This window comes from Pradoshia sp. Z6_59 (assembly GCF_058267515.1).
The window spans coordinates 115807-137021 of sequence record NZ_JBZCPP010000007.1 but is presented as its reverse complement, the minus strand read 5'-3'; the positions used below and the strand labels follow the sequence as shown (position 1 = coordinate 137021).

The following is a 21215-nucleotide window of genomic DNA, read 5'->3' as shown; positions in this document are numbered from 1 at the left end:
TACGATATAATTATACAATATATGGTATTTCGAAACAAATTTTAAAGCCTTACGTATAAGGTAATAGAAGGAAATAGACAGGGAAAAGTATAGCTGGTAAACTATTATAAACTTAATAGAGGTGAATGATTTTGGGAAAACGATTGGCGTGTATGCATGCACATCATTCAAATATTCATTATATTGACGAGGCATTCTCACCCTATGAGGTAGACCTTGTACACTTTGTGGATCCAGGTTTAATGAGTCGTTTAACTCATGATTTATCTTTTCAAAAAGAACAAGCTGGAATGAAAATTGCAGAACAAATAAATTGGATGGAGAGCTGTCAGGTAGATGGGATTCTTCTGACATGTACAAATTATATTGCTCTGTTACAGGAAGAACATGTAACATCCAAACTACCCATATTTAAAATAGACGAGCCTTTTTTCGAGGCAATCTGCGGGGTTACTGAACCACAGACTATATTCTTTTCGAATCCAGGAACTGTAAAGGGAACGATGGACCGACTTCATCAATATGCTGCTATAAAGGGTAAGACATTACCTATTAATGTTCATGTTATAGAAGGTACATTCGATTTAATGATGAAGGGGAAGACCGAACAATATAACGAAAGAATAGCGGAATATATTACGTTATATCGTCAAAAATCTCAAGATATCCTATCAGTTGGTCAACTATCTATGTATGATGGTGCTAAACAAACAGGTCTTGAGATTATTAATCCTTTGGATACACTGGTAAAACCGATCGTCCGTGAACTCGGTTTAAATAAACGCCAAAAATAAAATGGAGGTAATCCTATGCTGAAAAAATTATCGAAGAAATCAAAGTTTGCTATCGCTGCAGCCGGATTATATTTAGTATTACCTACAGATGTGATACCTGACTTTATCATCGGTTTCGGCCAAGTAGATGATTTAGCCGTTGCAGGCTTTGTTTTTAAGACAATCTATGAAGATCTTAAAAAATCAAAAAAAGCTATTAATCAGTAACTAATTGAGGAATATGTGATATGGAATGTCCGGCAATTGAGTGTTCGTACAAATCAGATGTAGTTTATGAAAACTTGCTGATAAGATAATTAGCATTGAGAACTGGTTGTTTTCAGATGCGTACTGTAAAAGTGGTTACTCCTTCTAGTATTATGTATAATTGTTAAATTTAGCAGGTAGACATAGCTGTTTGCTTCTTTCATAATGATGGGCGAAGGCTATGAATACTTGATATTATACATAATATAGAGAAAGAAGGACTTATTTTGAGAGCACAAAGAAAATCATTTGGAATCGCGTTACTACTATGGTTTCTTCTCGGAACCATTGGAGCTCATAGAATGTATATACATGAACGTATCCATTATATCTTTTGGTATTGGTTAGCGGTTATGTGTACATTTTCTATCATTCTATGGATTGATCTGTTTAGATTGAAAGGTATGATTGATAGACAGTATTACTACGACTGCGGTAAATATGGGGTTTAAATTTATGTAGTATTTAATGCTAGAGGGGGTTAAGAACCCCCTCTTTGTAGTTTTATTACACTCAATTTATTTTACTTAATAGTCTAAATGGATTATTAAAAGATATATGGCCCTTACCTATATCTGGCTATGTGATTATATATTTCACTAAGGTTTTTAAAACCTGCTTCCTGGGCTTTTGATAGATAATAGCCCCATAAGCGGGCCGTCATGAAGGCATCTCCCAATGCGTGATGTCTATTTTTGATTTCTATCCCACATCCAGTGCATAGATCTTCTAAGGCATTTGAGTTGCTGACGGGATTAAATAGTTGTGTTAAGAATGAAGTATCAAGGATTCTATGCTGGAATTTTGTCCGTGTCACATCCCAGGTGAGCTTGTGCATAAAGCTTTGCTCATGCTGAGAATGATGGGCAACCAGACTTTTAGTCGAGACAAATTTAAAGAAATTCATCAGGACATCTGAACTGTCAGGAGCGGCTTGAAGTTCTTCATCTGTAATACTCGTCAAGGAAGTAATTTCAGGAGATAAAGGGATATCCGTCTTAATCAGTGAATAGAAGCTTTCTCCAGTTAATATTTCACTTCCGTGCATTTTCACAGCACCTATAGAGATCATCTGATCACCTTTGTCAGGGAAAAATCCTGTTGTTTCGATATCAAACACGACCACATCAAGCTGATCAAGAGGACAATTTAAATCGTCCTTTTTACGGGCTTCTTTTTCTAGCTGCCGCAAAAAAGAGATGTTTTGCGGAGAGGCTTGCCCCTGTACACCGGCGAGTACGTTCGAATTAATCTTACCGCCCATCCCTCTGAAAAATTCGATAAAATCATTCATTCCCATTTTTATCATCCTTTGCCGCAAGCTTTTTCACATATTCAGTCAGTTGAATCCCATCCTTGATTATTTCCTTTACATTCCTCTTTTCTACTTTTGAAAGCTTATTCACAGCCAAGAAATGTCCGGATTCATAGTCTGTATGAATTCCATATTCCAGCCGATATGTTAGTAGTTTAGCAAACTGATTAGCATATTTTTCTCGGACTTGTTTTGGTAGTATGGAATCTGGTACACCTTTAAGCCTGTCAATAGTGGCGGTTATATCTAATTTTTCATGAATTGCAAGAATTCTTCCAGCATTCACATAGGGATATATAGCAGATTCCTTTATATTTAAACAGCCAGAATATAGGCCGTGAGTTTCTAAAAGTAACTGTCCGAATACACCAATCGTTTTTTTAATATGCATTGTATTATCCAGGATACGGGTTAATAAATGTTTTTCATCAATTAGTTGATAAGAATACTGTTTTAATTGCCGTATAAACCTTTCCTCGCCCAGAAATGCTCGACTATCCATAAAAGTAAGCAAATAACGAATAGATTCCCATGAAGCATCGTCTATCCAATCATTTAATTGTTGCTGCCACTGGTCGTATGGTCTGCACCAGAAAGGATTACTTGCCATTACTTTACCTTCACAGAGGCTATATCCCGCTTCCATTAAACCCTCGGATATTTCTTTCCCCAGTGCTAAGAAATAATTTCGTACTTCCGGATGGTTATGTTCATAAATGATCCCATGATCCTGATCGCTCCAGATACCTTGTTCTTTTCGACCGGCACTGCCCATAACAAAAAAGCAAAAAGGGGAGGGAGGAGGCCCAAATATTTGGGTTGTCTTATTAAAAGCTATCGTGATGGTCTGCCTTATGATCTCGTCGTGCAGCAAATTCAGTTCATCAGGGCTTAAGGTCATTGAATTAAATTGCTGTATTCGATAAGCCAATATTTTTGAATAGTCCTGATTTTCGGTTTCCATTCAGACGCTCCTTAATGGAAATGATCCCCTGAACTAAGCACAGTTCAGGGGATACCATTTACATGATAGATTTATCAGTTGTTTCATTTTTAAGTAATTCAGGGTAACCATATGCGCCATGCTCACTCATATCCAATCCCATAATTTCTTCTTCCTCCGTAACTCGAAGGCCGCCCATTACTTTTTTCATACCTAACAAAAGAATATAGGATACCAGAAAAGCAAATGCTCCGCATACAACGACACCCAAAGCTTGAACACCTAATTGGCTAAAGCCGCCGCCGTAAAATAAGCCAGCTTTTCCGACAGTGGCCAGCTCTTTTGTAGCAAAAAAGCCTGTAGATAAGGTACCCCATATCCCAGCAGCTCCGTGAACAGAAAGAGCGTAGATAGGATCGTCGATTTTTCGAGCTTCAAAGAAACGGATGCTATAAAATACTAGAATTCCAGCAACAAATCCAATGACTACGGATGCCCATGCTTCAACGAATGCACAGGATGCCGTGATGGCAACCAAACCAGCTAATGCTCCATTTAACATCATGGATACATCTGCTTTCCCCATGACAATCCAAGAAATAATCATCGCAGCTATCGTACCTGCAGCCGCTGCAAGATTTGTATTGACTGCAACAAATCCAAAGAATCCTGCATCCACTGCTACCGTACTGCCGGCATTGAATCCGAACCAGCCAACCCAAAGCAATAAAACACTTAAAGCTGTGTAAACTTGGTTATGTCCATATAAGTTATTAGCTGAGCCATCTTTATTAAATTTACCGATACGCGGTTTTAAAAGGATCGTAGCTGCCAAAGCCGCCATTGCACCCGTTAAATGAACAACAGTGGAACCGGCAAAATCCTGTTTTCCATGATCCGCTAACCAGCCACCGCCCCAAATCCAGTGAGCGATAGGTGGGTAAACAAGGGCAGAGAATAAAATGGCGAAGAGTACATATACACCCATTTTCGCTCGTTCTGCAAATCCACCAAATGCAATGGTTATTGATATTCCGGCGAAGGCTGTTTGGAATAAGAAAAAGACAGCTCCAGATAAACCAACACTTTCTAGATCGTAGCCAGAATAGAAGAAGTCAGATAAACCAATGAATTGACTTAGACCAGCTCCATCCCCAAATATGAATCCAAAGCCCACAGCCCAAAAGACTATAGAAGAGATACCAAATGTAAGAATCGTTTTACCTGCGATGTGACCAGCATTTTTCATTCGAGTGGATCCAGTCTCCAGCAGGATGAAGCCACCAATCATCAGGATGACTAACACCGCTCCCACCATCACCCAAAGACTATTCATTAAAAAAATCGTATCCATAATTCCACACCTTCCTAATAAGTTTTCCTTTACTGTCTGTATTGTCGCATCATCAAGGATGGAAATTCTACAACCATGTAAGGAAACCTAACGTGGTTTTTGGAAAGGAGCGGAAGTTTATTTACAGTATGGGAATAAACCGTGAGCTAGTTGTATTTTTGTACACCAAATTGAGCATTTAATTGACCTTGGATCATTTTTTTATGCGTTTTAGCCGCATCTTCTTTTTTCTTTTCCCTGAGCATTTCTTGCCTGATCTCATAGGTCTGTATACCATCTTCAATTTTTTCAGCTATATCCATTAATAGTTCAATGTCTGTAAAAGAGTATTTCCGACTCCCACCATTGTTTCTGGCAGGAAAAATGAGTTTACGTTCTTCGTAATAACGGATTTGCCTTTCCGATAACCCGGTTAATTCCTTAACAACACCGATTGTTATGACTTTTTTATCTTTATATGTAGTCTCCTGGCTCATCCGCAATCCTCCTAAATATAGTAAAATGTACCTTGTGATATTATCTCACATAGATGGAATTAAATATATTGAAAATTCAAAAATCATTACTAAAAATTATTTATAATTTATGAAGCTGTAAAAAATATATGTCAGAACATCTCCCAAACACCTTGAGATTAACTGTAAACAAGTAATAATCATCTATATAGCGATTTATATAACCTTGTTTAGGGGGTGAGGGAGCCATATCTTCATATAAGGATAAGAAGGTTATATCTATAGGCATTGTCAGCGAGCTAACTGGTATTTCCCAACGGAAAATTCGTTATTACGAAGAACGCGGATTGATTTTTCCTGAAAGATCAAATAAAGGTATACGAAAATACTCATTTCAAGATGTGGAAACCTTAATGAAGATAGCAGAAAAGATGGAGGAAGGTGTACAAACAGCAGAAATAAGAAATGATATGCAACGCAGAAAAATTCGGGATGAAATGATTAAGGGACAATTAAATGCTCATTTCCGTTTTCGGAACTCAGATAAATAGATGGAATATCATATAAACAACATTTGTTTTAAATATAAAGACTACTAGATATTTGTGTATTAATTGTTGCGACTACTATCAGGAAAGTATTAATTTACTATTGACTTTATTAGCAATAATGAATAAGATAATTGTAATTATTTTCTAAAAGCGATGAAGAGAAAAGTAAAATGTTCTGGATTTTATACAGAGAGCTTCGGTAGCTGAAAAGAAGCAAAAACAAACATTTGAACAATGGACTCTGAGCTTCGTACTGAACGTACTTGTTACCAGTAGGCTACGACGAGATTTGGCACTCGTTATCCATGTCACAGTATAAGAGTAACCATACTCCGTACTTGCAGAGGCAACTCGTGTGAACGATTTGCAAATTAAGGTGGTACCGCGTGGAATTAAACCTCGCCCTTAACATTTAACTGTTAAGGCGAGGTTTTTTGTTTTTTTAAAATAGTAGATCAGGGGGGAAGTTTATGAGTATTTTTATTGGAGGGGCATGGGCGTATGCTAACGGCTCATTACATTTAGGGCATGTTTCAAGTTTATTGCCCGGCGATATTTTGGCTAGATATTTTCGCCTTAAAGGAGAAAAGGTTTTATATGTATCAGGCAGTGATTGTAATGGGACACCGATTACGGTAAGAGCTAAACAGGAAGGTGTTAATCCGAATATGATTGCAAACCGGTATCATAAAGAATTCGAGGATTGCTTTTCAAAATTAGGCTTCTCCTATGATCTTTATACACGAACGGATACCAATCATCACCACAAGCTTGTACAAGAAATCTTCTTAAAGTTACTCGCAAAAGAATTAATATATATAAAAGAAATCGAACAGTCCTATTGTGAGCATTGTGAGCAATTTTTGCCTGACCGTTATGTTGAAGGGATTTGCCCTGTATGTCGAAAGCCCTCTCGCGGAGACCAGTGTGATCACTGTTCAACTATATTAGACCCAATGGATTTAATCGAAAGGAAATGTAAAATTTGCGATAACGAACCGACTGTTAGACTTACCGAGCATTTTTACTTTTCACTAAGTTCATTCCAAACAGTTTTACAAAACTTAATTGAAGAAGCGGGGGTTGAAAAACGTTGGCGAGAAAATGCGATTGCCATTTCGAAACGGTATTTAAAGGAGGGGCTGCAGGATCGAGCGGTTTCGAGGGATTTGCCCATTGGGGTAAGTGTACCAGTTGCCGGATATGAGGATAAGAAAATTTATGTCTGGATAGAGGCTGTATCTGGTTACTATACAGCAAGTAAACTTTGGGCGAAGGAAACGAATAGGGATGATTCGGCATTTTGGCATACATCCACGAAATCTTATTACGTTCATGGGAAAGACAATATCCCATTTCATTCAATTATTTGGCCAGGAATTCTTGCTGGTCTGGCGGTAGAGCCACTGCCTACGCATATTGTTTCAAACGAGTATTTAACATTAGAAAAGAAAAAATTATCGACAAGCAAAAATTGGGCTGTTTGGGTTCCTGACATGCTGGAAAGGTATGACCCAGATTCTATACGTTACTTCCTTACAATCAACGCACCTGAAAGCAGAGATGCCGATTTTTCATGGAAGGAGTTCATTTATAGCCATAATAGTGAGTTATTAGGGGCATATGGGAATTTAGTCAATCGGACTTTAAAATTTATTGAAAAATCATTCGATGGTGCAATTCCTCATTCAGACATTCCTTTGCTTATACAGGAGAGGGTTAATCATTTATATAAGGAAGTTGGTCTTTGTATTGAAAAGGCTTCATTTAAACATGGACTGGAAAAAGCATTTGAACTAGTCAGATACTCAAATAAATACTTTGATGAACAAAAGCCTTGGATAAAAATTAAAGAAAATCCAGGATCATGCGAGCAAACTATAAGTGTATGCATTTATTTAATTGCGAACTTAGCTCAAATCCTTACTCCGTTTCTTCCTTTTTCAAGTGAAAAAATCAAGGGGATGTTAAACATACACGTAACTGAGTGGAAACCGTTTTTTGTTCCTTCTAAATATTTATCGAACGTAAAACCTTTATTTGAACGAATCGACCCAGTTAAAATCGAGGAAGAATTGGAGCGGTTACAGCAGCAAAGTTTATCATAAACAAAAAGGGCATAGCGGATTACCTATGCCCTTACCATACAGAATACATCTATGATCTATAACGGATTACCTTGGTCAAAATTATATTTTATCCTATCTGCTTTTTTTGTTTTGCAGTAATGAACATAATCTCCAATAAAGCAAGGGATATACCGCGCCTATCTTCAACTGTATAATGCATGGATATATCATGCTGTAATGAACTATTTTGCACAGTACGTAGAAAATCCTGGCTTCTTGATCCAAAATTATTCTGTAACTCTTCATAGAGCTGATCACGTAATAAATCCAATTGGATAATCATTTCAGCCAGTTGCCTTTCATTCTCTATTCTCATACTGTATCATCCTTCCACCTTATTAACATAAGTTTATTATAAGTGTAGAGGAATCAAATTAATCTGTCTCTAATCTTGTTAACCTTTCTAACGTACATTTTACTTAATATATGCTTGTTATACTTCTTTTACTGAAATAGCCTTGGAGTAAGTGATCAGCTTGCAGCTTTCAAAATCCTCTTCTTTAAGGAAGCCAAGCTTAATAGCAGCATTCATTTTTTCTTCATCAGGGATTTTCACCGTTTTAATTAATTCATTCATATTTAGTTCTTCTAATTTATATACAGTTGGTACAGTACTGTATTTTTCGTATTTACGAATCTGCCTTTGAAGCTTTATACCATTGTCGATTAATTCACCTTTATTATTTACTCCTACATGATGGTCAAAATACGTATGAAAAACTTCCTTGAGTTTTTCCATTTCCATTTCTATCTCTTTTTTCTTCTTGCTGAGCTCATTAAATCTCGTAATCATATCAGCAGTGATAAGAGTATTATTCATATGATCCCTCCAAATTAACCTGTTTACTATAGGTTATTTTGGTAGAGAAGAGAATATGTCCTTTGAATAGAAGAGAACTAAAATAAAAAGCTGTATCAAGATAGATCCGAATGCTGCAAATTTTTAAACTTATTTAATTATAAATGATTATGCCTAATAGGAGCGGGAGATTAAAGGAGCATGCTATTAGGCATATATAAAGGGTTACCTGGTAAACCTATATGTACATAAAATATAGGAGGTATAAATATGGATAAGAAAAATAGTAAAACAGAAATGGAAAGAAAACAAAAGGAAGAAATGGATTCAATAGAATCCACGCTACAGGACTCCTCATTTGATATCGAATTAGAATATGAAGTTCCTCCAGTCGAGCCTTATGAAAAGAATCGGATTAATACAGAGCATTTGTGAATCTCCATCTAAGATTGTTAAGAGACGTAGAAAGAAATAACCGGGTTCGGTTAATGGGGAGAAAACAACAAATAACGAATTAATTAGGGAGTTAAATCAATGTTTTATTGAATTTACACATATAATTAACACATCAACATTAAATATATGCATACAAATTAACAACACCCCATACATTTATGCGGTGTTGTTAAAACACGTGCCGATACCTTTCTACATAAAGAAGTTCCTTGATTTGATGCTTGAAAAAACCTAACGAAAGAAGGGAAACACCCTCGATGTAATTGGTAAATAAATACATTTAGAGATATAATCAGTTATAGGTTGTTCGCCTGTAAACAAGTATTTTAAAAGGTAACATTAGTTTATGCATAAAAGGGGGAGATTTATGTGGAAAAACGACTGAGTAATGTCTTAGCAACTGTTTTATTAACTTTACTTCTATTAATGTTAGTGGGTTGTACCGAAGAAAAGGAAGCGAAAACACAAGATAAAAATATTCAGACCATTGAAGCTGTATTACAGAATAGTCTTACAGGTCCAAGTGATGAATTGAAACAAATAGTGGATCAAGAAAGCGAAGAGAAACTTGCAGCTTTACGGGAATATGAAGAAAAGCTATTTAAAGATTATTTTGCGAATGAAACATCATATACTGAATTCGTTAATCGCTACGGTTCAACAGTTATGATAGATCCACTAAAAAATGATTACAAATTGCAAATTAAAACCATTGACTATGAAAAGGTAGATGAAAAAGATAGCGTGTATGATTTCTCATTAGAAATACAGCTCCAAAAAGCAGGCACTGAAGGATCAAAAGATCAAATCGTAACGGGTCAAGCCAATTTAAATGATGAACATAAAATTGAAACGATGTTAATCCGTTTAGAGGATTTATATAAATCTATGATTAATTAACGGTCAATTCAAAAGTCCGTCATGGCTGCAGCTAGTTATTCAGTTCATGTAATTTGTATAGAAAATATAGTTTCATATACTAGATTAATCTGTCTTTTAAAGTAGTGAATCATACTTTATGGGCAGTTTTTTTATTGGTGAAATTATTGCAGATTTAGCGAAATGCCGTAATAAAGTTTATTGAACTATTTAGTAAAGTCTAGAGAAAAAGAATCAATAACTAAGTTATTACGGTATTATACCTACATTAGCAATCGTTCGCTCAAAACACTTCCTCCTATATCGAGGTGATACTCTATCATATAGCCAATAATTGATTGCATCCTTATTGTCTTTTTATGTAGAAAGAAGGAATTTTTTATTTTTTATTGAATAATAAAGAAGGTTTAATTAAAGTGGAGCGGGAGCAGGCTGAACACACGCAATTAAGGGATGGAGTGGTTTATCATAGACAAAATAAAGTCCGTATCATTACCTGATTATGCAAGAGTGGTTGTTATTTCAGATATACACGGGGAAATAGATTTATTAAAAAGCTTATTGCAAAAAGTGAATTACAACAGGGAAGATTATTTAATCATTAATGGAGATCTTTGTGAAAAAGGATCTAACAGTCTTGCTGTTGTAAAATATATTATGGAGTTATCAGAAGAAAACCCTAAGGTACATGTACTAGAAGGCAACTGTGATACTTTAGTAGAAAACTTATTAGAAGAAGACCCTTGGTTACTTAATTACATATCCAAAAGAAAGTATACATTGCTGAATGATTGTCTAAAACACCTAGGAGTTAATATGGATACCATTCGCAATATATCTGAATTAAACGAGATTATTATGGAGAATTTTTCACCAGAGTTTAATTGGCTTAATGATTTACCGACAGCAATAGAAACCGAAGATTTTATCTTTGTACACGCCGGTTTAGATTCCATTCAAGATTGGAAAATGACTAGCAGAGAAAATGCTCTTAGAATGCCATCTTTCCTAGATGAAGCTCATCAAGCAAATAAATTGGTTGTTGTCGGACATTGGCCAGTAATCAATTATCCAGCTGAAATCCCATCCTATAATCCGATTATGGATTTTGATAAGAAAATAATTGCAATTGATGGGGGAAATGTTATTAAGGAAACTGGTCAATTAAACGCTTTAATTATCAATAAAAGGCCGCTCGGAAATGAGTATTCCTACACATATGTAGACCGTTTCACAAAATGTGAGATTAAAAAAGATTATAAGATCAAGGCTGATCCCAAAATGACAGGCTCGATATCATATCCTTTATTTGGAATATCTATAATAGAAGAAGGGGAGCATTTCACACTTTGCAGACAGCATCAAACCGACAAAAGGATTTATATCAAAAATGAATATATAAAGCAGCATGAAGATGGAGGCTATAAAGTTAGAACGGACGTCTCCTGTGCTCAATTAAACGTCAACAAAGGAGATATAGTCTCTATATTGGATAATAATTGTGGTGCGTATACCTTAATAAAAAAAGATGGAATGGTAGGCTGGATACCAAAAGAGGTTCTTATGGAGACATACTGATAATGTACTGAATTATTCCGCAGATCTCATTAAAACATGAGATCTTATTTTTATGGCAGCAATTTGTAAACTTTATTGTTGAATGAAGTGATGTTCGTATATAAAAGTCTTAACAAAGTAATTTTTATCGATTGCTACTAATTTATTGTGTTAATAAATAAACGAGAAGTAAAGTTGCCATAATAACATTATGTAAACTAAAAAGTGTATCAGATGGAAGTTTGGTAGCAAGACTATAAAATCTAATCTATTGATTTAAATCTAAATTCACATACAAGTTAACATTTTTAAGTTAGTTCATGGTTTTTTAGCAAAGTAAAATTAAAATTCTATAGATAATCTGTTCAAAATTAAATCAAAAAAACAAATTATTAATACAACCAGGGATAATACAGATTAAATAACAAATAAATTAAAGAATATAATTAAATATATAAAATTGAAATCCATATTTGAAATTTTTTCTATTTTGTCTCAATTGCTAAAGTAATCTTGATTAATGAGACGCTTGTTTAATTGGTTTTCACAACTTCCTATAATATATATTATGTAAACTAGAAAAAATACACAATGATTAGAGGTTTCCCCTAGGTATGTGACTAATGACATATAGATATATTCCTTAATGACATATACAAATCACCCTTTCTTCTTTGAGTCATCATCTATAAAAAGTTCTTTATGTATATATACAGCGGACATATCTTATTGAATTTTTATAATTATCCAAAGTGATATGGCAGAAATCGTTATAAAGGGATATTATTATATGTCAAAAATTCATAAGGGCATCTATTATACGTCAATAAAAAATGACATATAACGATTGCCCTTATAAACAAAAACCTTCTTTATACACAAAAAAAAGACAACACATTTGTGTCGTTAGTCAAGGTATTTAATAATATCTGTACTTTGGTACATTCGAAATGCAGATTCCTTATAATTTAGGACCGTTTTCATGTGAACGATAGTTCTCCTCTTGAACGATAATGATAATTTTTACATAATGATTTATAGTCTAAACAACTTTTAACTGTTCAACTGATTTGGCTTCAATCACCATGACCCATGTCCGTCGCTTTATCCAGCATCAACTGGGAACCCACAAGCAAGTCTGATTAAACCTAAATCACTCACTCTTACTAAGTGATTAAATATGTTTCAAATAACAACTGTTTCTCCGCTAATTTCATCTTTACAATAAATATATTTCTTCCCAAACTCTTAAATACTTAAAGTTCGATCTTCCACAAACTGGCCCTTAAATGTAAAAATGGGTGCTATCCTTCTTAAGGGAAAGCGCCCGATTGCTGAATAACCTTTTCTATTGAACAGTAACCTTGTATTACCCAGCAACCTACTTTCATATTTTGGTTACTAACTTAATCCACTTATATCTTCAGCATTTTTTAAGTGTAAATAAGATATAAGAATCTACTTTTTGAGCTGATCAAGTGCTTGGTAAGCTGCCTGATACTTTCCTCCATCCGCAACTTCTGAATGGTACAAGGCCTTGATGGCATTGTTTTTTTCAAGACCATGCTCAACCTTTAACTCTTTAAAGCGTGTATGCAGTTCTTTATTTCCCTTAATTAGTTGTTGCATTTGCGATTTTGAATACTTCAAAATATTTATCTCCTTTTTAAATCTCTGAGTTTAGCCTAATTTTTAACAGAAATAACCTGTTTAAAAAGATTCCTAAATTGCTCCCGGTCTTCAGCTGTAAAAGGCTTTGGTCCTTTTGTTCGCTGTCCACCTTTTCTAGCCAGTGCACTTAAATAACGTGTTTGTAATAATTGGTCAATATTTTCATTTGTATATCTAAAACCTTTATGGTGGAGGACGATAATTCCTTTTGCTAAACCTAGTGATGCAAGACCATAATCTTGCGTAACGATAATATCTCCTTTTTCCACTAACTTCACAATTCGAAAATCTGCAGCATCTGCTCCAGAATCAACATAAATGGTTTTCACTCCTGATGGCTGTTCTGCATTAGAAAAATGAGAAAAGCTTGTAACAAGGATAACCTGTATTTCAAAATCGCTTGCTTCAGAAATAATAATATCTTTCACTGGACAAGCATCTGCATCCACATAAATTTTCATCTTTCCCCTCCCATTTAGAAGTTCGACTTACTATTTAACTTAATCTTTTTAAACTATAAAAGGGACTGATGACTTTTGTTTAAAAATAACAAAGAGTTCTTCCTTTTGCTGTTTTTTTATATCCTTATATTATACTTTATAGAATTGTGTTCCAATTGCCAACAAAAGATACCTTAGAACTAAATACTTGATTAGAATGTCACTGTTTAGCTACCAATATACCCCAGATTTAAACAATAATTTTATTATAGTAAGAAACACAAAAACCATAACTCTTTGCTGCCAAAGAATCATGGTTTCAGTCTAACAATTTATTATTTACCTCATTTTCCACTGAGGAAGAGCTCGTTCTTCGTTGATATCTTGCCAAAACATTTGTACATCTAAGCCAATCTTTACTTCGTCAGGATTACAGTTTAAAACATTACCTGTAATTTTGATGTCAGGATGACCTTCAAGTTCAATCTGAGCAATAACAGTCGGCAGATCGTCCTGAAAACCAGGCAAAAATGGTCGGTATGAAATAATATAGGAATAAATAGTTCCATATACTTCGCTACCGAATGATTCCCAACTCAGTTCAGGACTACCGCATTTTGAGCAGGCTGGACCAGGAGGATGCTGATATTTTTGACAGGAGTCACATTTTTGAATGGAAAGTTCATGTTTGTCTGCCGAATCCCAGTAAGGCTTGTTATCCTGGTTCTTTAGTGGAATGGGTTTTTGATAGGCCATTTTATATCCCTCCTAATTTCTAAGAATCATAGCACCGGCTATATCTGGACCTGCCCAACCTGTACAGATTCCAATTTCACAATTCTCAACTTGACGATCAGTTCCTTTGTACTCGTGACGAATTTGTCTAACGATTTCAAGTACATTATTCATTCCATGAGTATAGCCTTCTGAAAGCATTCCACCTGCTGTATTGGTAGGAAGGCTCCCTCCTATCCTCAAGTTTCCTGCAGCAACGAAATCCCCCACTTCTCCACGTGGAGCAAACCCAAAGGCTTCGAGCTGGCGAAGTACAACCCAGCTAAAGCAGTCATATATAGAGGCTACTTGAATATCTGATGGTTGTACACCGGCGGATTTATATAACTGTGGAGCGACATAATCTGATGCTACCTGAGTCAAATCGGACCAATAGTGGGCATGTGGATGACATTCTCTTGCTGACATTCCCATAATATAAACTGGTTTTGACTTACAGTCTTTAGCCCTTTCAGCTGACGTAACAATGATCGCATTCGCTTCATCCAATTCAACACAGCAATCGTGTTTAGTAAACGGATAGCTAATGTATGGCGTTTCCATATATTCCTCCATTGTTAATGGATGACCATTAAGGAAAGCTTTAGGATTTCGTTGGGCATGTTCATAAAAATCTACACAAACATGGCCCAGATGTTCACGTGTAATTCCTGTTTCATACATATGCCTTGTGGCAAACATTCCAAACCACTGAGATGGACTTGCAGAACCATACGGAATAATGAAGCTTCCTCCATCAATTGCTTCCTGAATCATATCAGGATCATATCCTCGACCGACCTTTTTTCCGGAAGAACCATTCATTGATCTCCAAATTAATACCGTTTTTACTAAGCCTGCTTCTATTAATCCAACTGCATCTGCAATTAACATTTCTGTCGAGCTTCCGCCACCCATGACGTCATTAACATAACTGGGACGGATTCCTAAATAAGTTGCTAGCTGGTGTGAAGAGCAGGAATCACCAGTGCTATAGCTCATAACTCCGTCAATTTCTTTAGCTTCAAGCCCAGCATCCTCCAATGCATTCCGTGCAGCTACCAAGGCCATATGGAGTGGTGTGGTTCCTGATTTTCTTGATCGTTCACTCTCTCCAACTCCTACAATGGCATAGCGATTGCTTATATCCCCCACATTAATGCCTCCTTTTCCTGAACAAGTTAACGAAATTTTAGAGTAGCTTTACCAGAACCAACAACTTTCCCTGATTCCTTTTCAGCTATTAAATTTAAATCTGCCATTCTTAGGCCATCTTCCTCATAGATTTTTTCTACAGTTGAGGAACATGTAATTAAGTCACCCGGAATTGTCATCGCTCCAAATCGCATTTTAAACTGTATAATTTCAGATGTGGTGCCTGCAAGCTCCATAATGTATTGGCCCAAAAAGCCCATAATCAGCATTCCGTGAGCAATTACACCATTCATGCCAATCTTTTGCGCAAATTCATCGTCAGTATGTAGCGGGTTAAAATCACCGGATGCACCGGCATATTTGACTAATTGAACCTTTGTAATGGGCGGTTTTTTTAAGACAGGAAGCGCTTGTCCCTCTCTTAAATCTTGATATTGTAACTCCATCCATTTGACCCCCTATCTTTTCATAAAGCAGCTCGATAAATGATATTCATACGGCTGATGGCTACCATCTCTCCGCTCTCGTCCTTGAATTCTGTATCAAGAACAAGAAATTGCATCTTACCGCTATTTCCGTCTTTTTCGTATATATCCGCTACCTTGCTTTTACAAATGAGTCGATCTCCAAGCCGAATTGAACGATAATAAATAAACTCCTGCTCTCCATGAAGCATCCGCTTTTCGTCCAGTTTTAGAGGAAGATGATTTCCTTCACTGCTTAAGGCAATTAAAAAGGTTGGAGGAGAAATAATGCCCTCATAAAATGTATTTTTAGCATATTCTTCGTCAGTATATAAAGGATTAGGATCTCCTATAGCATCCGCAAATTGACGAATATGTCGCTTTTCTACCTCAACGGAAAAAGTGCGTCCTTCTAAACCAATTATACTTTTATCAAGCTCCATAGCTTTGCCTCCCATTAATAGGCTTTATGTGTAAAAATGACGGTTGTTTATGCAAATTTTAAGATAATATACATGTAGCATCAATGTAGGTTTCAACATAAATATCCACAAAGTCTTGTAATGTTCTACACTACAATAGTAGATAGCGTTACATGGACAAACCACATTGTGCTGTAGTTGAATGATAAAAATTTGTTTTTATTTAACAGATTTATAACTACTTTTAAATATGTGTTCTCAAAATTTCATAGAATGATTCAATCTAATCAGTAGTCTTGTAAAGCTCCTGAAAAAATTAAATGATTTATTTCATATTGGGCTATTTATTGTCTTTAATTCTTTTTCACGCAGGATTCGTTTGAGAATTTTACCTGCTGGTGATACAGGAAACTCTTCAACAATCTCCAATTCTCGTATTTTTGCATAGTGAACGACTTCCTGATTAACAAAATCGATGAGTTCTTCCACTGTTGCCGTTGCTCCCGGCTTGAGAATAACAAATGCCTTTGGGATTTCTCCAACACCTGCTGAAGGTTTCCCTATTACGGTGGCGTTGCTTACTGCAGGATGCTTAAATAGCGCATCCTCAAGCCTGCTTGGATAGACGTTATAACCTTTATAAATCAACATATCTTTTTTGCGGTCAACGATGGTGATGAATCCATCTTCGTCCAGCATACCGATATCTCCTGTATGGAGCCAGCCGTCTCTAAGCGCTTCTTCTGTTTCGACGGGCTTATTATAATACCCCTTCATAATTTGTGGACCTTTTGCACATATTTCACCTGTAGATCCAGTAGGTAATGATTCTTCGCTGCTGCCATCAGCAGGGATGATTTTCACTTCTGTATCAAAAAGTGGATGTCCAACTGTTCCGATCTTTTGCAATCCAGACCAGAACATAACGGTATTGGTGATTGTTGCAGTAGCTTCTGTTTGTCCATAGCCTTCTCCAATCTTGGCATTTGGAAATGTTTTTGCTAATAGTTTCATTTCCTCTTGTACTAATGGGGCGGAACCGGATCCGGCATTCTTTACAGATGAAAAATCATAATTATGTATGTCTGGATGACCGAATAAGCCATTCCACATGGATGGAGAACCACTCACATGTGTCACTTGATATTTTTCGATATATTCAAGAAATGTAGTCGGTTTAAAACGATCAATGAGAACGACAGTGTACCCTACTAACATTGGATATGCCATACAAGAATAGACACCGGATATATGAAACAAAGGTGAAGGACTGAGTGAAATGGCTTCCTCTGTCATACACGGGTATTTAGCTAGGTATTTGTCGATATCTTTCTCGACTCTTACAACTTCAAGTCCACCATCGTCTGTAATTCTTGGCAATAATCCAGCCGTCCAGGCTGCCGTCTGCAGAAAACTGCTGATCAAATTAGAATGTGTAATCATAACACCTTTAGGTCTACCTGTTGTTCCACCCGTATACGCAATATGGACAAGATCATTTTTTGGATCAATACCGGGATCAAATTCCTCCTCTATACCTGAAGCAATCAAATCCGCCAAGCTATACCAATCCTTTCCGTAATCCTTTACATCCACTGGGTTATCATATGAAAACATTTCCTGGTCTCCAGTCACAATTACCTTCTTTAAATTTAAGTTTGCTTGCAGACTTTGTATATCATTCACTGTTGACTCATGAGTGATGATAATTTCAGTATCCGAATCCTGAAGCTGAAAGCAGACATCATCTTTTGGAAAATAAGGATTAATTGGTGAATATATAGCACCGGATAAAACAATTCCATAATAAGCAACAATATATTGAGGGCATGTTGGTAAATGTACTGAAATGACTGTACCTTTTTCTACGCCAAGCTTCTTCAATGAATAAGCAAACCGCAGTGAATCACGGTAAACCTGTTCATAGCTAATATGGGTATCACGATAAATAAAAGCGGTTCGGTTTCCAAAACGGCTGGCGCTTCCTTTTAAAATCGCTCCTACCGGTAAATTAGGATAGTCAATAGTCCTTGGCATATCTGGATCAAAAATTCGTTCATCTGACCAATTAAACATTTTTATCAACTCCAATTGGTATTAGAATAGGTAAGCATAACTTAATAGATGTCTACTTTAGTGGGATATATTTTTATCCAATTTCTATTACACATGCTTTTTCCCGGGTGTATTCTATAAACGAATCTGTTCCAAAGCCACTGTCTTTAAATCCTCCAAAGGGTAAATCAATTCCAACCTGAGAATACGTATTCACCCATACATTTCCTGCATCTATCTTGCTTATTAATCGCTTTGCACGGGCTAGATCAGTCGTCCAGATTCCTGCTGCCAAACCAAAATCCGTATCATTAGCCATGGCTATAGCTTCTTCTTCGGTTTCAAATGGTATGACCACTGCTACAGGCCCAAAGATTTCTTCCTGGCATACACGATAACGGTGATTATCCACCTTTATCAGAGTTGGCTCTACCCAATATCCGTTTTCTAACTCCTGATTTCCTTGTAATAAGACATTACCGCCAGATTTCCCACCTACAATAATTTCTCCTTCTTTTTCTCCAAGCTCTATATAGGAAATCACTTTCTTATATTGCGATAGATTACCGATTGGGCCCATCGTTGTTTGCATATCTAACGTATTTCCAAGCTTTACGGATTCCATAGCCTGCTTGAATCCTTTTACTACTTCTTCAAAGATGGACTTCTGAATTAATATCCTGGATCCAGCCACACATATTTGTCCTGCGTTGCCGGTAAAAATGGAATAAGGCAATAATCTTTCCATTACTTTATCCAGGTCTGCATCCTCAAAAATAATATTTGGAGATTTACCGCCCAATTCAAAGATGAATGGTTTTGGATTATTGACAGTTGCCCTGGTAATTGCGCTTGCAGTAGCTTTTGAGCCAGTAAGACTGATTTTATTTATTTCCTTATTGCTTACTAAAGCATCACCGATTTCAGTTCCATATCCAGATAAGACATTTATGACACCTGGAGGTAAGATGGATGCCAAAATTTCTCCGTAGCGTAAGGAAGAAACAGACGCATGCTCAGAAGGTTTAATGATAACTGTATTGCCTGCTGCCAAAGCATAGGCAGCTTTCATAGTGAAAGTAAATAGAGGGGCATTCCATGGTGTTATCCCTACAACCACTCCCAGAGGTTCACGATACGTATAACCAAACGTTGTGGGCCCCTTTGGGATGGTATCCCCTCTACTCGCATAATTACAAAGCCCGGCTGCATCATACCAAATTTGTTTTAATGAAGTGATAAGCGTATAGCTTGTGTTGCTTATGACCCATCCATTGTCCCTTGTTTCCAGAGTTGCCAATTCTTCAGCATGATCAGTCAGTCGATCGCCAATTTGTCTTAATAATTCAGCCCGTTGTAATGGTGGAAGTGCAGCCCAATCGGGAAATGCATTGCGGGCAGCTTGGATTGTATATTCCACGTCTTCTATCGTGCTTCTCGGTATCCTTGCCCAAGCAATACCTATAGAGGGATTGAAACTTTCAATAAATTCACCGGTTGTTGACGGAACAGCATTACCGTTAATAATATTTTTATATTCTTTTAGTTCATTGATTACAGGCATACTTACTCATCCCTTCCTGTTTTTAAAGATGGTTTAGGCTGAAAATCTACCAATTAAGAGCTGTAGCTGCCTTTTCTCTATATAATCTTGAATTTCCCAGATATGTTTGATAGTATTGAGCTCTTTTTAAATACAGATGACAGTCAATTTCCTCTGTTACTCCTATGCCACCATGAATTTGAATCCCATGTCCCGCTAAACGAAGGTACGCTTCAGTAATAAATGCCCGGGCACTATTAACTGCCACTGCTGCATCCTCTGCCTTTTCATCCAGAGCCCAAACAGCGTAGTAACTTAACGATCTTGCCGTCTCCAAATCCAGTTTCATATCTGCAATTCGATGCTTTATCGCTTGAAAACGTCCGATTGGCTGGCCAAATTGAACACGGATTTTTGCATATTCGGCACACATTTCGACGATTTTATCCATGCCTCCAACCATAATTGAAGCAAGGGCGGCGTTCAGATATAAAAGCCCTTCCTCAATGGTGTCCTCGCCTCTATGTAATTCACCTAGAATTCGAGAGTTGGAAACGATTACATTTTTGAAGTTAACTTCTGTTAGATGACGAGTTTCATCCATTGATTGAAGTACCCGATAATCTACACCATCATCTTTTCTATCTACAAGGACAAAAGAAATACCTTTTCCATCCATTTCTGATTCAGGGCGGACTAGCACAAGATATGTATCTGCCAGATTGCCTTCAGGAACTAATGTTTTAGATCCGTTAAGAATCATCGTGTCTCCGTCGTATTTTGCTGTCATTTGAATATCGTTCAGGTTAAAACTCTTCCCTGGCTCTAACCATGCAAGTGAAATGGTTCTTGAACCGTCTGCAATTCCAGGTAAGTATTTTTCTTTTTGTTCGGTTGTGCCAAACTTTTCAATCATCGGAGCGGCAAATGCGACGGTTTCTAAATACAATCCTGGTAATAATGCACGTCCTAATTCTTCGAGTACAGGAACTTGATCAACTGTAGTTAATTCAGCTCCTCCGTATTCTTCTTTCACAGTGATTCCCATACAGCCCAATTGTGCTAGACCCTTCCATGTCTTAGTGAGCAAATTCGTATTATTTCTCGCCAATTCCCGGGCAATCTTTGTTTGCCCTGCGCCATCTAAATATTTTCGGACCGATCCCCGAAACATTTCCTGTTCTTCACTCAAAGAAAAATCCATTTTTATTGC

Annotated in this window: 23 protein-coding genes and 1 other annotated feature; of the genes, 8 read left to right on the top strand and 15 right to left on the bottom strand. The window is 36.5% G+C overall.

Features of this window, described 5'->3' with window-relative positions; genetic code table 11:
- Positions 1 to 131: 131 nt before the first annotated feature.
- The 3 genes from AC4D4B_RS09550 (at position 132) to AC4D4B_RS09540 (ending at position 1492) form a co-directional block, all read left to right on the top strand.
- Entirely contained in the window at positions 132 to 794 is a 663-nt protein-coding gene (locus tag AC4D4B_RS09550) for a hypothetical protein (protein ID WP_490994544.1), read from the top strand.
- Positions 795 to 809: 15 nt separating this feature from the next.
- Entirely contained in the window at positions 810 to 1001 is a 192-nt protein-coding gene (locus tag AC4D4B_RS09545; protein WP_490994543.1) for a YkvA family protein, read from the top strand.
- 266 nt (positions 1002 to 1267) lie between these two features.
- Positions 1268 to 1492, top strand: coding sequence for an NINE protein (locus AC4D4B_RS09540; RefSeq protein WP_490999796.1), 225 nt, complete (start codon positions 1268 to 1270; stop codon positions 1490 to 1492).
- A gap of 113 nt (positions 1493 to 1605) precedes the next feature.
- Here AC4D4B_RS09540 and AC4D4B_RS09535 read toward each other — a convergent pair whose 3' ends face one another.
- The 4 genes from AC4D4B_RS09535 to AC4D4B_RS09520 all read right to left on the bottom strand — a co-directional run bounded on the left by AC4D4B_RS09535 (position 1606) and on the right by AC4D4B_RS09520 (position 5128).
- Positions 1606 to 2340: an exonuclease domain-containing protein gene (locus AC4D4B_RS09535; protein WP_490999795.1), complete on the bottom strand. Its 735-nt coding sequence runs from the start codon at positions 2338 to 2340 to the stop codon at positions 1606 to 1608.
- Positions 2327 to 3319 carry a DUF294 nucleotidyltransferase-like domain-containing protein gene (locus AC4D4B_RS09530; protein ID WP_490999794.1) on the bottom strand — a complete coding sequence of 331 codons (993 nt, stop codon included), beginning with the start codon at positions 3317 to 3319 and terminating at the stop codon, positions 2327 to 2329. Before AC4D4B_RS09530 ends, AC4D4B_RS09535 begins: the two co-directional genes overlap by 14 nt.
- A 58-nt stretch (positions 3320 to 3377) precedes the next feature.
- On the bottom strand, positions 3378 to 4652 hold the full coding sequence (locus AC4D4B_RS09525) for an ammonium transporter (protein ID WP_490999793.1): 1275 nt from the start codon (positions 4650 to 4652) through the stop codon (positions 3378 to 3380).
- Between the two features lie 146 nt (positions 4653 to 4798).
- Positions 4799 to 5128: a MerR family transcriptional regulator gene (locus AC4D4B_RS09520; protein WP_490994538.1), complete on the bottom strand. Its 330-nt coding sequence runs from the start codon at positions 5126 to 5128 to the stop codon at positions 4799 to 4801.
- A gap of 227 nt (positions 5129 to 5355) precedes the next feature.
- Between AC4D4B_RS09520 and AC4D4B_RS09515 the strand changes: the two genes are divergently transcribed.
- Positions 5356 to 5658: a MerR family transcriptional regulator gene (locus AC4D4B_RS09515; RefSeq protein ID WP_490994537.1), complete on the top strand. Its 303-nt coding sequence runs from the start codon at positions 5356 to 5358 to the stop codon at positions 5656 to 5658.
- A 144-nt stretch (positions 5659 to 5802) separates the two neighbouring features.
- Positions 5803 to 6068 (top strand) — a binding site (T-box leader).
- A gap of 60 nt (positions 6069 to 6128) precedes the next feature.
- Positions 6129 to 7766 carry a methionine--tRNA ligase gene (gene metG, locus AC4D4B_RS09510; protein WP_490999792.1) on the top strand — a complete coding sequence of 546 codons (1638 nt, stop codon included), beginning with the start codon at positions 6129 to 6131 and terminating at the stop codon, positions 7764 to 7766.
- 88 nt (positions 7767 to 7854) lie between these two features.
- Here metG and AC4D4B_RS09505 read toward each other — a convergent pair whose 3' ends face one another.
- The gene (locus tag AC4D4B_RS09505; RefSeq protein WP_490994535.1) at positions 7855 to 8103 is read right to left on the bottom strand and encodes a hypothetical protein; all 249 of its coding nucleotides are present in this window, start codon (positions 8101 to 8103) and stop codon (positions 7855 to 7857) included.
- A gap of 117 nt (positions 8104 to 8220) precedes the next feature.
- A complete protein-coding gene (locus tag AC4D4B_RS09500) occupies positions 8221 to 8607 on the bottom strand; it encodes a hypothetical protein (RefSeq protein WP_490994534.1) in 387 nt (128 codons plus the stop codon).
- Between the two features lie 249 nt (positions 8608 to 8856).
- Here AC4D4B_RS09500 and AC4D4B_RS09495 point away from each other — a divergent pair, with 249 nt between their 5' ends.
- The 3 genes from AC4D4B_RS09495 (at position 8857) to AC4D4B_RS09485 (ending at position 11499) form a co-directional block, all read left to right on the top strand.
- On the top strand, positions 8857 to 9021 hold the full coding sequence (locus AC4D4B_RS09495) for a hypothetical protein (RefSeq protein WP_490994533.1): 165 nt from the start codon (positions 8857 to 8859) through the stop codon (positions 9019 to 9021).
- 390 nt (positions 9022 to 9411) lie between these two features.
- On the top strand, positions 9412 to 9942 hold the full coding sequence (locus tag AC4D4B_RS09490; protein WP_490999791.1) for a hypothetical protein: 531 nt from the start codon (positions 9412 to 9414) through the stop codon (positions 9940 to 9942).
- 447 nt (positions 9943 to 10389) lie between these two features.
- Entirely contained in the window at positions 10390 to 11499 is a 1110-nt protein-coding gene (locus AC4D4B_RS09485) for a metallophosphoesterase (protein ID WP_490999845.1), read from the top strand.
- 1437 nt (positions 11500 to 12936) lie between these two features.
- Here AC4D4B_RS09485 and AC4D4B_RS09480 read toward each other — a convergent pair.
- The 9 genes from AC4D4B_RS09480 to AC4D4B_RS09440 all read right to left on the bottom strand — a co-directional run bounded on the left by AC4D4B_RS09480 (position 12937) and on the right by AC4D4B_RS09440 (position 21206).
- Complete coding sequence (locus AC4D4B_RS09480) at positions 12937 to 13128, bottom strand: hypothetical protein (RefSeq protein ID WP_490999790.1); 192 nt, start codon at positions 13126 to 13128, stop codon at positions 12937 to 12939.
- 35 nt (positions 13129 to 13163) lie between these two features.
- The gene (locus tag AC4D4B_RS09475; protein ID WP_490994530.1) at positions 13164 to 13610 is read right to left on the bottom strand and encodes a YaiI/YqxD family protein; all 447 of its coding nucleotides are present in this window, start codon (positions 13608 to 13610) and stop codon (positions 13164 to 13166) included.
- Between the two features lie 318 nt (positions 13611 to 13928).
- Positions 13929 to 14345: a Zn-ribbon domain-containing OB-fold protein gene (locus AC4D4B_RS09470; protein ID WP_490999789.1), complete on the bottom strand. Its 417-nt coding sequence runs from the start codon at positions 14343 to 14345 to the stop codon at positions 13929 to 13931.
- 12 nt (positions 14346 to 14357) lie between these two features.
- Entirely contained in the window at positions 14358 to 15518 is a 1161-nt protein-coding gene (locus AC4D4B_RS09465) for a thiolase C-terminal domain-containing protein (RefSeq protein WP_490999788.1), read from the bottom strand.
- A gap of 26 nt (positions 15519 to 15544) precedes the next feature.
- A complete protein-coding gene (locus AC4D4B_RS09460) occupies positions 15545 to 15964 on the bottom strand; it encodes a MaoC/PaaZ C-terminal domain-containing protein (protein ID WP_490999787.1) in 420 nt (139 codons plus the stop codon).
- A 20-nt stretch (positions 15965 to 15984) separates the two neighbouring features.
- Positions 15985 to 16425 (bottom strand): MaoC family dehydratase N-terminal domain-containing protein, encoded by a 441-nt coding sequence (locus tag AC4D4B_RS09455; protein ID WP_490999786.1) that lies wholly within the window; start codon positions 16423 to 16425, stop codon positions 15985 to 15987.
- Between the two features lie 309 nt (positions 16426 to 16734).
- Positions 16735 to 18480 carry a class I adenylate-forming enzyme family protein gene (locus AC4D4B_RS09450; protein ID WP_490999785.1) on the bottom strand — a complete coding sequence of 582 codons (1746 nt, stop codon included), beginning with the start codon at positions 18478 to 18480 and terminating at the stop codon, positions 16735 to 16737.
- 73 nt (positions 18481 to 18553) lie between these two features.
- Positions 18554 to 20023 carry an aldehyde dehydrogenase family protein gene (locus AC4D4B_RS09445; protein WP_490999784.1) on the bottom strand — a complete coding sequence of 490 codons (1470 nt, stop codon included), beginning with the start codon at positions 20021 to 20023 and terminating at the stop codon, positions 18554 to 18556.
- A gap of 46 nt (positions 20024 to 20069) precedes the next feature.
- The gene (locus AC4D4B_RS09440; RefSeq protein ID WP_490999783.1) at positions 20070 to 21206 is read right to left on the bottom strand and encodes an acyl-CoA dehydrogenase family protein; all 1137 of its coding nucleotides are present in this window, start codon (positions 21204 to 21206) and stop codon (positions 20070 to 20072) included.
- Positions 21207 to 21215 lie beyond the last annotated feature (9 nt).